Source organism: Variovorax sp. KK3, from assembly GCF_001984055.1.
In the GTDB taxonomy this organism is placed as follows: Bacteria; Pseudomonadota; Gammaproteobacteria; order Burkholderiales; family Burkholderiaceae_C; genus Variovorax.
Genome location: NZ_LYVO01000126.1, coordinates 1 through 13,025 on the forward strand (window position 1 = coordinate 1; position 13,025 = coordinate 13,025).

The window sequence follows — 13,025 nt, forward strand, 5'->3', positions numbered from 1 at the left end:
CTCCCTGTTCGACAGCCCCGCGGGGCCGTCGAACAGGGAGTCTTGCATGGCGAGTTGGATCGGTGCGCGATTCTCGCCTTGCGGCCCGGCGCTTCTACTCGCCCAGCAGCGTCATGCTCGTTCGCAGCCCGCCGGTGGCCGACGGTCCGATCCAGACGTCGAACTGGCCGGGCTCCACGGTCGGCGTCATGTCCTGGCCGATGAACATCAGGTCGGCGCGCGTGAGCGTGAATTCCACCGTCGCGGTCTGCCCGGCCGCGATCTTGACCTTGCGAAAGCCCTTGAGCTCGCGCACCGGCCGCGTGACGCTGGCCGCGCGGTTGGCGATGTAGAGCTGCGCCACCTCGTCGGCCTCGCGGCGTCCGGTGTTGGTGATGTGTGCACGCACGGTCATCGCGCCGTCCCAGCTCATGCGCGCTGCGCCGGGTTCGATGGCGTCGTAGCGCACGCGGGCATAGCCCAGGCCGTGGCCGAAGGAGAAGGCCGGGTCGTTGCTCGCATCGAGGTAGCGCGCCTTGTAGAAGGCCGCGGGCGAATCCGCCAGCTGCGGCCGGCCGGTGCGCTTGTGGGCGTAGTAGTAGGGCACCTGGCCCGGTGTCTGCGGAAAACTCACCGGCAGCCGGCCCGAGGGATTGACGTCGCCGAACAGCACGTCGGCGATGGCGGGCCCGGTCTGCGAGCCGAGGAACCAGGTCACCAGGATCGCGTTGGCGTTGCGCACCGCCCCGCGCAAGGCCAGCGCACGGCCGTTGCGCAGCAGCACGACCACCGGCTTGCCGGTGGCGGCCACGGCCTCGGCCAGCGCCTGCTGCGCGCGCGGAATCTCGATGTCGCTGCGCGAGCGGGCCTCGCCGGACATCTGCTCGTTCTCGCCGATGGAGAGCACCACCACGTCGGCGTCGCGCGCTGCGGCGACCGCAGCGTCGATGCCGCCCGCGATGGGCGTCTCGACGTTGCTGCCGCGCACCACCGTCAGCGCTTCGGGCGAATCGAGAAACTGCCGCAGCGACTGGTCGATGCCCATCGGCGCAGCCTGGCCCGGGAAGATGCGCCAGGGGCCGAACAGGTCTTCAGTGCCCGCGAAAGGGCCGATGAGCGCGATGCGCTTGCCCGAGCGAGGCAGCGGCAGCACGTCGCGTTCGTTCTTGAGCATCACGATCGAGCGGCCCGCGGCCTCGCGCGCCAGGCCTTGGTGAGCGGCTGCATCGAAGCGCGGGCCCGCCGTGTCTTGCAGCCCGCGGAAAGGATGGTCGAACAGACCGAGCCGCTGCTTGACCCGCAGCACGCGGCGCACCGCATCGTCGAGCCGCGACATCGGCACCTCGCCGGTGGCCACCAGCTCGGGCAGGTACTTCATGTACAGCCCGCTTTGCATGCTGACGTCGGTGCCGGCGATGAAGGCGCGCTTGGCCGCGTCGCGGCCGTCGGCCGCGAAGCCGTGCGCGATCAGCTCCTCGTCGGCCGTGTAGTCGGACACCACGAAGCCCTGGAAGCCCCACTCGCCGCGCAGGATGCCGGTGAGCAGCGCGCGGTTGGCGTTGGAGGGAATGCCGCCGATCTCGTTGAAGGCGCTCATGACCGACAACGCACCGGCATCGATGGCCGAACGAAAAGGCGGCAGGTAGACCTCGCGCAGCGTGCGCTCCGACAGGTCGACCGCGTTGTAGTCGAGCCCGCCCTCGGCCGCGCCGTAGCCGGCGAAGTGCTTGGGCGTGGCCAGCATCGCGTTGGCGTTGCCGAGTTCGTTGCCCTGGAAGCCGCGCACGCGCGCGGCGGCGAACTGCTGGCCCAGGAACACGTCTTCGCCCGCGCCTTCGATGCCGCGGCCCCAGCGCGCGTCTCGGGCGATGTCGACCATGGGCGCGAAGGTCCAGCGAAAGCCGTCGGCCGTGGCCTCGACCGCCGATGCATGCGCGGTGCGCTCGGCAAGCCCCGGCTCCCAGCTCGCGGACTCCGCCAGCGGCACCGGGAACACGGTGCGAAAGCCGTGGATGATGTCGGCGCCGAAGAGCAGCGGAATGCCCAGGCGCGACTGGTTCACCGCCGCCTGTTGCGCGCGTCGCTTGCCTTCCAGGCCTTCGTTGTTGAAGAGGCCCGTGACGCGGCCCGCGCGGATCTGCGCGAGCTGCTCTTCTTCGCTCAGCCGCGCGCCCTGCGGGTTGGCGACCGTGTCGACGGCGGCGGGCGCGTAGAGGCTCAACTGGCCCACCTTTTCTTCGACCGTCATGCGCCCGATCAACGATTCGATGCGCGCCGCTGCGAGCGGGTCGAGCCCGCCAGGTGAAAGGCGGGTGGCGCAGGCACTCAACAAGGCGCTGAGAAGAAGGGCGAGGAGGGTGGGACGAAGAGGCGGGGGGAGGCGGAGCCGTGGGAATCTGCTGCGGACGCTCATCGGCGGAATTGTCGCCGCTCGTCAAAGTCTCGGGAAATTGTCGGGGTTCCGGGCCGATGCTGGCCGTTGGGTACATCAAGGGGTGCATCGCCACGCGGGTACGATCCGCGCCATGAAGCATTGGTGGCGCGTGGGCAGTGGATGGTGGCTGGCATGGCTGCTGCTCGCGGGTGCCGGTGCGGCATGGATCGCGCGAGCCGAGCTGATCCAGCTGCAAGAGGACTTCGACACCAACGGGCGCATCGTGCATCGTTTATTGAGCCAGCAGGTGGTGCAGTACGACGCGGTGCTCGCCACGCTGGCCCTTCTGCAGACGGCGCCCGATGCGGGGCGGCCCGAGCAGCGGCTGCCTGCCGTGTACCCGTCGATCCTCGCGGTCGAGCGGCGCGATGCCGGGGGCGAATGGTCCGACCCGGCGTTGGCCAAGGCCGAAGCTCGGTCGCGTGAACTGCGTCGCCCCGAGCTCGCGATGCAGGACCTGCCGCGCGGCCGCTACCGGCTCGTGATCGGCGCCACGCCCACCAGCTACGCACTGGACATCGACCTGGCCGCCACCGTGCCCTGGCGCGATTGGCCGATGGACCCGAAGGCCAGCCCGGTGCGCGTGCTGGTCGAGCGCGCGGGCCAGCAGTTCGTGGTGCAAGCCGGGCGCGAGCCGGGTGCACGGGGCTGGTCCTTCGACTTCCGCAAGGTGCTGGCGTCGGAGAGCCAGTCCTTCGACGTGGTGGCGCAACGCCACGTGGGCTGGAGCGAACTGCCATGGGCTCGGATGGCCGCCTGGGCGCTGGCCATGGCCGTGGTGCTGGGTGGCGCGGTCGCGCTGCGGCGCCAGCGCATCGAGCGTCGGCGGGCCGAAGAGTTGTTGCGGCTCGGCCAGGTCGCGCGTCTCAATGCGCTGGGCGAACTGGCCGCCGGCATGGCGCACGAACTCAATCAGCCGCTGACGGCGGTGCTGGCCAACACCCAGGCGGCGCGGCGGTTGCTCGACGACGACCCGCCCGAGATCGACACCGCGCGCGGGGCGATGCAGCAGGCGGCCGAGCAGGCACGCCGCGCGGCCGACGTGGTAGGTCGGCTGCGGCGCGCGATCGAACGACCGGGCCAAGCCGGCGCCGCCAGGTCGGTGCCGTTGCAGGACACGGTGCGCAGTGCGCTGCACCTGCTGGCGCCCGAGTTCGACCGGCGCGCCATCGCGCCGGTGCTCGAAGCCCATTCGCCGACGCCGGTCAACGTGCAGGCCGAGCCGGTGGCGCTGGAGCAGATCGTGCACAACCTGCTGATGAATGCGATGCAGGCGCTCGACGAGCTGCCCGCCAGTGAGCGGCAGCTGCGGCTCGCGGTGGAGCGCGAGGGCGGGCAGGGCGTGCTGAGCGTGAGCGACAACGGCCGCGGCATCGCACCCGACCTGCTGCCCCGCATCTTCGAGCCCTTCTTCACCACCCGCGAAGGCGGCCTGGGCCTGGGGCTGAGCCTGTGCGAGACGTTGGCTGGCGCCATGGGCGGCACGCTCGCGGCGGAGGCCGCCTCGCCGCGCGGCGCACGCTTTACGCTGCGGCTGCCACTGGCCACGCAGGAGGGCCCGGCATGACGCGCAGCGAGCCGCAATCGCCGCTGATCCACCTGATCGACGACGACGATGCGGTGCGCGCCAGCCTGTCGCTGCTGATCGGCACCGTCGGCCTGCGCACGCAGGGCTGGGCCGACCCGCAGGCCTTCGTCGCCGGCTTCGACCGCAGCGGCATCGGCGCCATCGTGCTCGACGTGCGCATGCCGGGCATCAGCGGCCTCACGGTGCTGGACACGCTGGTGGCGCAGGGGGTCGACCAGCCCGTGATCATGCTCACCGGCCACGGCACGGTCGAGATGTGCCGGCGCGCCTTTAAGGCCGGGGCAGCGGAGTTCCTCGAGAAACCGGTGGACGACGAGCAACTGCTCGAAGCCCTGCAGCAGGCGGTGCGCCAGCACGTGGGTTCGCGCGAGCGCACGCAGGCCGACCAGGCGGCGCGTGAACGCCATGCGCAGCTGTCGGAGCGCGAGCGCGAGGTGCTGCGCTTCATCGTCGAAGGGCTCACCAACAAGGAGATCGCGCGCACGCTGGGGCTGTCGCCGCGCACGGTCGAGACCCACCGCGCCAACCTGTTCGCGAAGCTGGGCTGCGAATCGCTGGCGCAGCTGATCCGCCGCTATGCGTCGCTGGTCGACGCCGCTCCGTAGTTCTACGGAGGGGCCGGCGTAGCCGTACGAATGGTGGCGACGGCGCGTGGTTTCTACAGTGGCGCTGCGGCCTGCACACACACGGTGATGCGGGCGCGACAGAACCATCCACTGGAGAGAAATCCATGAACAAGACCCTTCGCCGCGGCGCGCTCGCCGTCTCTTTCGCAGCCTTCGCGATCGGCGCCCATGCCCAGGCCCAACCGGCTCCGTTGGCAGCCGGCCCCGCCGTGCGCAGCGAAAAGAACATCTCGCTCGAGCTCGCGAACCAGCTCGCCGCCGCCACCGTCGCCGCCTGTGCGGCCAACGGCTACTCGGTGGCCGCGACGGTGGTCGACCGCGCCGGCGTGGTGCGTGCGGTGCAGCGTGCGGACAACGCGGGTTCGCACACCGTGGCCGCCAGCGAGCGCAAGGCCTGGACCTCGGCGTCGGCCAAGACGCCCACGCTGGCCATGATGGAGAACGCGCAGAAGAACCCCGGCGCAGCCAACCTCGTGAACATCCCCGGCTTCCTGCTGCTGGGCGGCGGCGTGCCGGTGAAGTCGGGCAACGACGTCATCGGCGCCGTGGGCGTCGGCGGCGCGCCGGGCGGTCACCTGGACGAGCAGTGCGCCAACGCCGGCATCGAGAAGATCAAGGCGCAACTGGGCTGAACGCGATGAAGGCCATGCAACGCCGTCTCTCGTGGCTCGCGCTGCTGGCCGCTCTGGCCTTCGGAGCGGCCGCGCCCGCGGGCGCCCAGGTGCCGCCGTCGGCTGCCGAAGTGCTGGCCTACGAAGGCGTGCACCAGGCGGCGTGGCGCGGAGACGTGGCGCGGCTCAAGACACTGATCGCGAGCAACGCCGACCTGGAGGCCCGCGATGGCCGCGGCCGCACCGCCCTGCACGTGGCGACGCATGCGCGCCAGCGCGAAGCGATCCGCCTGCTGGCGCAGGCCGGCGCCAAGCTCGACGTGCTGGAGGACGACCGCTACGACGCGGTGACGATCGCCTCCGTGGCCGACGACCCGGCCACGCTGGCGCTGCTGCTGTCGCTGGGCGCGAGCCCACGCCAGACCACCAGCCGCTACGACGGCACCGCGTTGATCGCGGCCGCCCACCTGGGCCACGACGAAGTGGTGCGCCGCCTGATCGCTGCCGGTGCGCCGCTGGACCATGTGAACAACCTGCACTGGACCGCGTTGATCGAGTCGATCGTCCTCGGCGACGGCGGGCCGCGGCACCAGCGCACGCTGGTCGCACTGGTCGATGCGGGCGCGAGCCTGCGGCTGGCCGACCGGCAGGGCAACACGCCGCTGCAGCTCGCCAAGGCGCGCGGCTACACGGCGATGATCGACAAGCTGAAGGCGGCAGGCGCGAAGTAGAGCGCCAGGCATTCGGCTCGGGGACAATCGGGCACCCTTTCGAGGACCCACGAGGAGCCGTCCCATGTACATGCCGCCCCAGTTCGACAGCAAGGACCGCGCGATCGCCGCGCAGCTGATGCGCGAACACGCCTTCGCCAGCCTGATCTCCGTCGACGACGACGGCCAGCCCTTCGTCACGCACCTGCCGCTGGTGCTCGACGACCGCGGCGAGGAGGGCGGCTTCGCGCTCCTGGGCCACTGCGCCAAGCCCAATCCGCTGTGGCGCCACCTGCAGGCGCGGCCGCAGGCGGTGGCCACCTTCCTCGGGCCGCACGCCTACATGTCGCCCTCGGTCTATCCGGACCTGGCGCGCGTGCCCACCTGGAACTACCTGGCCGTGCACTGCACCGTCGAGGCGCGGCTGATCGAAACGCCCGTCGAGAAAGACGCGCTGCTCAAGCGCCTGATCGGTGAGCACGAGCCTGCCTATGCGCAGCAGTGGCGCGACCTGGGCGAGGAATTCCAGCACAAGCTCTTGAACGGCATCGTCGGCTTCGAGCTGCAGGTGACGGCCTTGCAGTGCAAGCTCAAGCTCAACCAGCACCGGCGCGAATCGCATGCGGCCATGTATGCGCAATACAGCATCGGCTCGCCCGACGAGCAGGCGCTGGCGGTCTGGATGCAGCGCCTCGGCATGAAGACGGAAGCCGCGCCGGCGGAGGAGCGCTGACATGCGCGTGCTCGGGCTGCTCGGCGTCGTGCTCGCGCTGGTGATCGTCGGGCTGCTGGTCAAGAAGCAGCTGGGCATGGTTGCGGCGCCCGCTGCGCCGGCCGTGGCGCCGGGCCAACCCGCGGCCGCACAGCCGAGGCAGGCCGAGCAGCAGTTCAAGCAGGCGCTCGACGCCGCCATGCAGCAGCCGCGGCCGGTGCCCGACGAGGCCAGATGACGCTCGCCGACGCGCACTGGATGCGACTCGCGCTCGACGAGGCGGCACGGGCGGCAGCGGCCGGCGAGGTGCCGGTCGGCGCGGTGCTCGTGCGCGACGGCCGCCTGCTCGCCAGTGGACGCAACGCGCCGGTCGGTTTGCACGACCCGAGCGCCCATGCCGAGATCAATGCGTTGCGCGCGGGCGGTGAAGCACTGGGCAACTACCGGCTCGACGGCTGCGAGCTCTACGTCACGCTGGAGCCCTGCGCCATGTGCGCGGGCGCCATGCTCCACGCGCGCCTGGCGCGGGTTGTGTTCGGCGCGGCGGACCCGAAGACCGGCGCGGCCGGATCGGTGCTCGACCTGTTCGCCGATGGCCGGCTCAACCACCGCACCCAGGTGCAAGGGGGCGTGCTCGCCGACGAATGCCAGCAGATGCTGCAGGACTTCTTCAAGGGCCGGCGCAGTGCAGCGCGCGAGGCGGCCGAGCCGCTGCGCGACGATGCGTTGCGAACGCCGGCAGAGCGCTTCGACGCGCTGCCCGAGTACGGATTTGCGCCGCGCTACGTCAGCGACCTGACGCAGCAGCGCGGCTGGCGCATGCACTACCTGGACGAAGGCCCGTCCGACGTTGCCTGGGCCTGCCTGTGCCTGCACGGCCCGGGGGAGTGGAGCTACTTTTTCCGCCATCTCGCGCGCGTGCCGGGCCTGCGGGTGCTGGCGCCGGACCTGATCGGCTTCGGCCGCAGCGACAAGCCCAAGCGTGAAGCCGTGCATGCGTGGCCGTGGCACCGCGACCTGCTGCTCGAGTGGCTGGAGCGCCTGCAACCGGGCCCGCTGGCCTTGGTGTACAGCGCGGGTGCATCGGAGCTGGCGGCGATGCTGAGCGCGGCCGCGCCCGAACGGTTCATGCTCGCGATGGCCGCGCCCGACGGCGGCGCGGGCGCGGGTGCAGCGTGGCGCGCGCCTTTTCCCGATCGCGGCTACGAGGCCGCGCTGCGCGCCCTGGGCCCGGTGCCGGAAGGGGTTTCCGGGCCGACGGGGCAGCAGGCCGAGCTGATCGCCCGGGAGGCGATGGGATACTTCGGCCCGTGAAAAAGAAGCACATCTACATCTATTCGCCCTCCAGCGCCGTGCGCGACAAGGCGGCTTTCAGGCGCGGCCTCAAGCGGCTGCAGGCGCTGGGTCACGAGGTCGAAGTCGACGAGGCCGCGCTGGCCACGCACCAGCGCTTCGCCGGCGACGACGCGACCCGCCTGGCCGCCATCGCTCGCGCCGCGGCGAGCAAGGCCGACGTGGCCCTGATCTCGCGCGGCGGCTACGGGCTGACCCGCATCCTCGATGCGATTCCGTACAAGGCCGTCGCCAAAGCCGTCGAGCGAGGCACCGAGTTCGTCGGGCTCAGCGACTTCACCGCGCTGCAGTGCGCACTGCTTGCGAAGACCGGCGCGGTGACCTGGCAGGGGCCGGCGCTGGGCGAGGACTTCGGCGCCGAGCATGGGCCCGACGACATCATGGAAGCCTGCTTCGACGACCTGCTGCACGGGCAGGGCGAAGGCACCGGCTGGCGTGTGCCGGCGCGCGATGCCGGCGCACTCGAAGGCTTCCGGGCGCTGCACGGGGCCACGCTGTGGGGCGGCAACCTCTGCGTGCTCACCAGCCTGCTGGGCACGCCGTACTTTCCGGGCGTCGACAAGGGCGTGCTGTTCCTCGAGGACGTGAACGAGCATCCCTACCGCATCGAGCGCATGCTCGACCAGCTGCGGCATGCCGGCGTGCTGGCGCGCCAGAAGGCGGTGGTGTTCGGACACTTCACCGGCACGCGCAAGGTGCCGCACGATCGCGGCTTCGACATGAAGACGGTGGCCGCGCGGCTGCGCGGACTCATCAAGGCCCCGGTGCTCACGGGCTTGCCCTTCGGCCATGTGCAGACCAAGGTGCTGCTGCCGGTGGGAGCGAAGGTCGAGGTGGCCGCCGATGGGCGCGATGTGTTCCTGGTGTGGGGGCATCGTGGTGCAGGGCATGGTCACGGGCATGCGCACGGCGGCGGCCAGCACCACCACGACCACGATCACTGAAGCCCCGACCGGCGGAAATGAAAAAAGCCGCTGCGGGGCAGCGGCTTTTTATTGATCGATCGCAGCGTCAGGTCGTGATGCGCTGATGTGCTCTCGGCACCATCGCGCCGGGCAATCCACCTTTGAACAACCGGTTTATGTCGCGCATCTGCTTCCGCGCAGCGGCTTCACCGTCGACCGCGCTGAGGGCGGTCAGCACGTCCTGGCGCAGATACCAAAGCGCTTCCATGTCGCCGGCGAAGCGCACGCGCTGCGCCACGCGCTGGGTGGAATGACCACCGTGGCTCTGCAGCAGGGTCAGCATGGCGTTGCGGATCTGGCCCATCTGGCGATCGGTGGAGCGGCGGACGCCGACGACCGGAGACGACAGAAAGCGGAGAAGACTACTGAATGACGCCATGAAGTGAGGGGCTGGTGCCTGAAGCGCTGATGAGTGCAACGTTAATTCTCAAAGGATTAATCCACAAGGGAGCTAACGTCATTTCTCGTTGGAAAACAACATACTTCACGGTTTTGTTCATGCTCTGGACGAGCAATTGATACCTAAGTTGTACCCACAGTGGTTAAGCTGTGACTGAATGAAAAAGCAACAGCTTCAGGCCCGAACTTTGCTGATTTGATAGTACGAAGGGGTGTTGCTGCTCTGCTTTGCCATAATCCTTTCGCGCTAGCCACCAACATTTGCACAAATGACCGGTCATCCCACTGTTGTTTTCGCTGACCTCACTGGGAGCACCCGAGTTTTCGAAGCCATCGGCAACGCCCGGGCCACCGAGACCGTCACGCGGCTCATCCAGTGGATCGGCGCGGTGTGCGAGTCGCACAGCGGCCGTGTCGTCAAATCGTTAGGCGATGGCGTGTTCGCGATATTCACGAGCGGTGCCAACGCCACCCGTGCCGTGCTCGAAATGCAACGCAACCATCAAAAGCGCCTCCAGACCTGGCCTGCGCCGTTGCGCATGGAGTTGCAGATCGGCGTGGCCAGCGGCGAGGTGGTCGAGGTCGACGGCGACTGCTACGGCGACGCCGTCAACCTGGCATCCCGGCTCAGCGACCTGGCCGGCCCGGGCCAGATCTGGGCGACCGAATCGGTCATCGACCAACTCCAGGGCGGCGAGGCGCGGCACCGCAGCCTGGGCCCCATCAACATCCGCGGCAAGAGCGAGATGCCGGTGGTGCACCGCATCGATTGGCAGGACGAGGTCACCGAGTTCCTCACCATGCCGGCTTCGCTCGCCTCGACGGCGCGCAGCACGGATTCTTCGTTCGGGCAGATCGAGCTGGCCTGGCTCGACGTGCGCTCCATGTTCCGGGCGGCCGAGCTGCCGATTCACCTGGGCCGCGTCGACGAGGCCCAGTTCGTGGTCAACGACCCGCGCGTGTCGCGGCTTCATGCGCGCATCGAGGCGCGGCAGGGCAGCTGCGTGCTGGTCGACATCAGCACCTACGGCACCTGGGTGCGCTTTCACGGAACGGCCGGCGCGAGCGGCGAGATCGCGCTGCGGCGCGACGAGTGCGTGCTGCACGGCAGCGGCGAAATCGGCCTGGGTGCGCCGCTGAGCGATTTCAGCGCGCCGACCATCTCGTTCAACACGACCGGCAACAACGTGCTGCTCTCGCGGCGCGACGCACGGGCTTAGGCGCCCGAGCGGCGCCAAGCCGGCCCCCTCAGCGCAGCTGCCGGCCCGCCAGGGGGCGCGCCGTTCGAACGCCTTTCGTCATCGCTGGAATGGGTTGGCAAGCCGTGCGGCAGCGTCCACCATGGCGGGTTTCGCCGTTCGCCGCGCTGCCATGCTGCCGCCCTTCGACCCCTGGCTGACCCAAGGCTTCGCCATCGACGCGGCAGCGGCCGTGCACGCGGGCGCGCAGGGCCTGGCCGAGCGGCAGTCCCGGCGGCTGTTCGAACTGCTGCGCGCCGCGGCCGGCGGCTCGGCCTTCTACCGCCGCCGCTTCGAGGGCCGAGACCCGGCGAGCATCCGGCTCGACAGCCTGCAGCCGGTGCGCAAGCCCGAGCTGATGCGCGCCTTCGACGACTGGGTGGCCGACCCGGTGTTGCGGCTCGATGCACTGCGCGGCTTCGTCGCCGACCGCAGCCGCATTGCCGACGCCTTCGCCGGCCGCTACCTCGTGTGGGAGAGCTCGGGCAGCAGCGGGGAACCGGGCATCTTCGTACAGGATGCGCGGGCGATGGCCGTGTATGACGCGCTGGAGTACGTGCGCCGGCCGGCTGCGCGCACGCTCGAACGGCTGATGAACCCGTGGGGCCTGGGCGAGCGCATCGTTTTCGTCGGCGCCACCAGCGGCCACTTCGCAAGCACCGTGTCCATCGAGCGGCTGCGTCGGCTGAACCCGGCGCTGGCGTTCGGCATGCGGAGCATCTCGTTTCTGCAAGCGCCCGAGGCGCTGGCCGCGCAGCTCGATGCGTCGAGGCCCACGGTGATCGCCACCTACCCGAGCGTCGCGCTGCTGCTGGCCGAGGAACGCGAGGCGGGGCGCCTGCAAGCAGCGCCGCGCGAAGTGTGGACCGGGGGAGAACACCTGTCGCACGCCTGCCGCGGCCGTGTGCAGCGGGCACTGGGCGCCTCGATCGTCAACAACTACGGCGCCTCCGAATTCCTGACGCTGGCCAGCGAGTGTCGCCACGGCCGCCTGCATTTCAACAGCGACTGGGCCATCCTCGAATCGGTGGACGCGCAGGGCCGCGTGGCCGCGCCCGGCGAGCAAGGGGCCGGCACGCTGTTGACCAACCTCGCCAACCACGTGCAGCCCTTGATCCGCTACGCGCTGGGCGACCGTGTGCGGAACGACCCCGCACCGTGCCCTTGCGGCAGCGCCCTGCCCGTGATCGAGGTCGAAGGCCGCAACGACGACGCGTTGCGCCTGGGCCGGCTCGGCGGCCGTGGCGTGAGCGTGTCGCCGCTGGCGGTGAGCACGGTGCTCGAGGAGGAGGCTGCCCTGTTCGACTTCCAACTGGTCCAGCGAAGCCGGTGCGACCTGCAATTGACGACGGGCTTGCAGGGCAGGGCGGCGGACGCGCTCCTGCGACGCGCCCGCAGCGCACTGGCGGCCTTCCTGGCGGGCCAGGGTGCCGTGGGCGTGCACATCCACTGCAGGAGCGGCGAGCCGGAACGCCGAGGGGCCAGCGGCAAGGTGCAGCGCGTGCTCGTCGCACTCGACGAGCCGTGAAGCCGCGGCGGTCGTTCGCCGGGCGTGATCAAGCGATCACGCGATGGCCGCGGCAGCCGCCGATACAGGGTTTCCACCGAACTTCGTACCCTCAAGATTCAGCGGGCCGCTGCCGATATGCCTAGCGACGCGGCCCGGCATCGGCGGCCGCGAGGAACTTTCATGCGCAATATGAAGATCGCGACCCGCCTCGGATGGGGTTTCGGGGTCGTGCTCCTGTCGATGGCGGCAGCCCTCGCCGTGGGCATCGTGCACCTTCGCGGCATCGCCGCGGTCCACGACGAGGCGAGCGCTGCGCAGCTCGCGGCGTCCGCCAACGGTGCGGTCCTGTGGATGCTCGGCCTGGGCCTGTTCGCCCTGGCCACGGGCATCGTCTGGACCATCGGCATGGTGCGCGCCATCGTGCGGCCGCTCGACGAGGCCATCCTGATCGCCGAGACGGTGGCTTCGGGCGACCTCAGCAAGGAATTCGAGACCGCGCGCGGCGGCGAATTCGGTCGCCTGTTGCGCGGCATGGGCGAGATGGAAGACACGCTGACCGACGTGGTGACACGCATCAAGGCGTCCACCGATTCGATCGTCAGCGCATCGAGCCAGATCGCTTCGGGCAACCATGACCTGTCGTCGCGCACCGAAGAACAGGCCAGTTCGCTGCAGCAGACGGCGGCCGCGATGGAGGAACTCACCGGCACGGTCAAGCAGAACGCCGACAACGCGCGCCAGGCGAACCAGCTCGCGCGTTCGGCATCGGATGTGGCCGTGAAGGGGGGTGAAGTGGTCAGCCAGGTGGTGGACACCATGGCTTCGATCCATGCGTCGTCGAAGAAAGTCGTCGACATCATCGGCGTGATCGACGGCATCGCGTTCCAGACCAACATCCTG

At 69.9% G+C, this 13,025-nt stretch carries 13 protein-coding genes; 11 read left to right on the forward strand and 2 right to left on the reverse strand.

What is annotated here, in order from left to right; translation table 11 throughout:
* Positions 1–94: 94 nt before the first annotated feature.
* Positions 95–2,311, reverse strand: a complete 2,217-nt coding sequence (gene bglX / locus B0W80_RS32470; protein WP_077003272.1) for a beta-glucosidase BglX — start codon at positions 2,309–2,311, stop codon at positions 95–97.
* A 193-nt stretch (positions 2,312–2,504) separates the two neighbouring features.
* On the opposite strand from bglX, the gene B0W80_RS32475 reads away from it, so the two are divergent.
* From B0W80_RS32475 to B0W80_RS32510, 8 genes are all read left to right on the forward strand, one after another.
* On the forward strand, positions 2,505–3,980 hold the full coding sequence (locus tag B0W80_RS32475; RefSeq protein ID WP_077003273.1) for an ATP-binding protein: 1,476 nt from the start codon (positions 2,505–2,507) through the stop codon (positions 3,978–3,980).
* Entirely contained in the window at positions 3,977–4,606 is a 630-nt protein-coding gene (locus B0W80_RS32480; RefSeq protein ID WP_077003274.1) for a response regulator transcription factor, read from the forward strand. Before B0W80_RS32475 ends, B0W80_RS32480 begins: the two co-directional genes overlap by 4 nt.
* A 125-nt stretch (positions 4,607–4,731) precedes the next feature.
* The gene (locus B0W80_RS32485; RefSeq protein ID WP_077003275.1) at positions 4,732–5,259 is read left to right on the forward strand and encodes a heme-binding protein; all 528 of its coding nucleotides are present in this window, start codon (positions 4,732–4,734) and stop codon (positions 5,257–5,259) included.
* Positions 5,260–5,273: 14 nt separating this feature from the next.
* Positions 5,274–5,969, forward strand: coding sequence for an ankyrin repeat domain-containing protein (locus tag B0W80_RS32490; RefSeq protein ID WP_077003282.1), 696 nt, complete (start codon positions 5,274–5,276; stop codon positions 5,967–5,969).
* A gap of 64 nt (positions 5,970–6,033) precedes the next feature.
* Entirely contained in the window at positions 6,034–6,681 is a 648-nt protein-coding gene (locus tag B0W80_RS32495) for an FMN-binding negative transcriptional regulator (RefSeq protein ID WP_077003276.1), read from the forward strand.
* Position 6,682: 1 nt separating this feature from the next.
* Positions 6,683–6,898, forward strand: a complete 216-nt coding sequence (locus tag B0W80_RS32500; protein ID WP_077003277.1) for a hypothetical protein — start codon at positions 6,683–6,685, stop codon at positions 6,896–6,898.
* Entirely contained in the window at positions 6,895–7,974 is a 1,080-nt protein-coding gene (gene tadA / locus B0W80_RS32505) for a tRNA adenosine(34) deaminase TadA (protein ID WP_077003278.1), read from the forward strand. The genes B0W80_RS32500 and tadA overlap by 4 nt, the downstream gene beginning before the upstream one ends.
* Positions 7,971–8,957 carry an LD-carboxypeptidase gene (locus tag B0W80_RS32510; RefSeq protein ID WP_077003279.1) on the forward strand — a complete coding sequence of 329 codons (987 nt, stop codon included), beginning with the start codon at positions 7,971–7,973 and terminating at the stop codon, positions 8,955–8,957. Before tadA ends, B0W80_RS32510 begins: the two co-directional genes overlap by 4 nt.
* A gap of 67 nt (positions 8,958–9,024) precedes the next feature.
* Here the strand turns inward: B0W80_RS32510 and B0W80_RS32515 are convergent, their stop codons facing one another.
* On the reverse strand, positions 9,025–9,282 hold the full coding sequence (locus tag B0W80_RS32515) for a hypothetical protein (RefSeq protein WP_256856750.1): 258 nt from the start codon (positions 9,280–9,282) through the stop codon (positions 9,025–9,027).
* 364 nt (positions 9,283–9,646) lie between these two features.
* Here B0W80_RS32515 and B0W80_RS32520 point away from each other — a divergent pair, with 364 nt between their 5' ends.
* The 3 genes from B0W80_RS32520 to B0W80_RS32530 all read left to right on the forward strand — a co-directional run.
* Positions 9,647–10,597: an adenylate/guanylate cyclase domain-containing protein gene (locus tag B0W80_RS32520; RefSeq protein WP_077003281.1), complete on the forward strand. Its 951-nt coding sequence runs from the start codon at positions 9,647–9,649 to the stop codon at positions 10,595–10,597.
* 121 nt (positions 10,598–10,718) lie between these two features.
* Positions 10,719–12,143, forward strand: coding sequence for a phenylacetate--CoA ligase family protein (locus tag B0W80_RS32525; RefSeq protein WP_143684883.1), 1,425 nt, complete (start codon positions 10,719–10,721; stop codon positions 12,141–12,143).
* Positions 12,144–12,305: 162 nt separating this feature from the next.
* Positions 12,306–13,025: methyl-accepting chemotaxis protein (locus B0W80_RS32530; protein ID WP_143684884.1), on the forward strand; the 720-nt coding region annotated here is incomplete at its 3' end.

Bases quoted from the DNA above. Each gene is read 5' to 3' on its own strand.
- B0W80_RS32475 (WP_077003273.1), top strand. From the start codon at position 2,505: ATGAAGCATTGGTGGCGCGTGGGCAGTGGATGGTGGCTGGCATGGCTG.
- B0W80_RS32480 (WP_077003274.1), top strand. From the start codon at position 3,977: ATGACGCGCAGCGAGCCGCAATCGCCGCTGATCCACCTGATCGACGAC.
- B0W80_RS32485 (WP_077003275.1), top strand. From the start codon at position 4,732: ATGAACAAGACCCTTCGCCGCGGCGCGCTCGCCGTCTCTTTCGCAGCC.
- B0W80_RS32490 (WP_077003282.1), top strand. From the start codon at position 5,274: ATGCAACGCCGTCTCTCGTGGCTCGCGCTGCTGGCCGCTCTGGCCTTC.
- B0W80_RS32495 (WP_077003276.1), top strand. From the start codon at position 6,034: ATGTACATGCCGCCCCAGTTCGACAGCAAGGACCGCGCGATCGCCGCG.
- B0W80_RS32500 (WP_077003277.1), top strand. From the start codon at position 6,683: ATGCGCGTGCTCGGGCTGCTCGGCGTCGTGCTCGCGCTGGTGATCGTC.
- tadA (WP_077003278.1), top strand. From the start codon at position 6,895: ATGACGCTCGCCGACGCGCACTGGATGCGACTCGCGCTCGACGAGGCG.
- B0W80_RS32515 (WP_256856750.1), bottom strand. From the start codon at position 9,282: ATGGGCCAGATCCGCAACGCCATGCTGACCCTGCTGCAGAGCCACGGT.
- B0W80_RS32520 (WP_077003281.1), top strand. From the start codon at position 9,647: ATGACCGGTCATCCCACTGTTGTTTTCGCTGACCTCACTGGGAGCACC.
- B0W80_RS32525 (WP_143684883.1), top strand. From the start codon at position 10,719: ATGGCGGGTTTCGCCGTTCGCCGCGCTGCCATGCTGCCGCCCTTCGAC.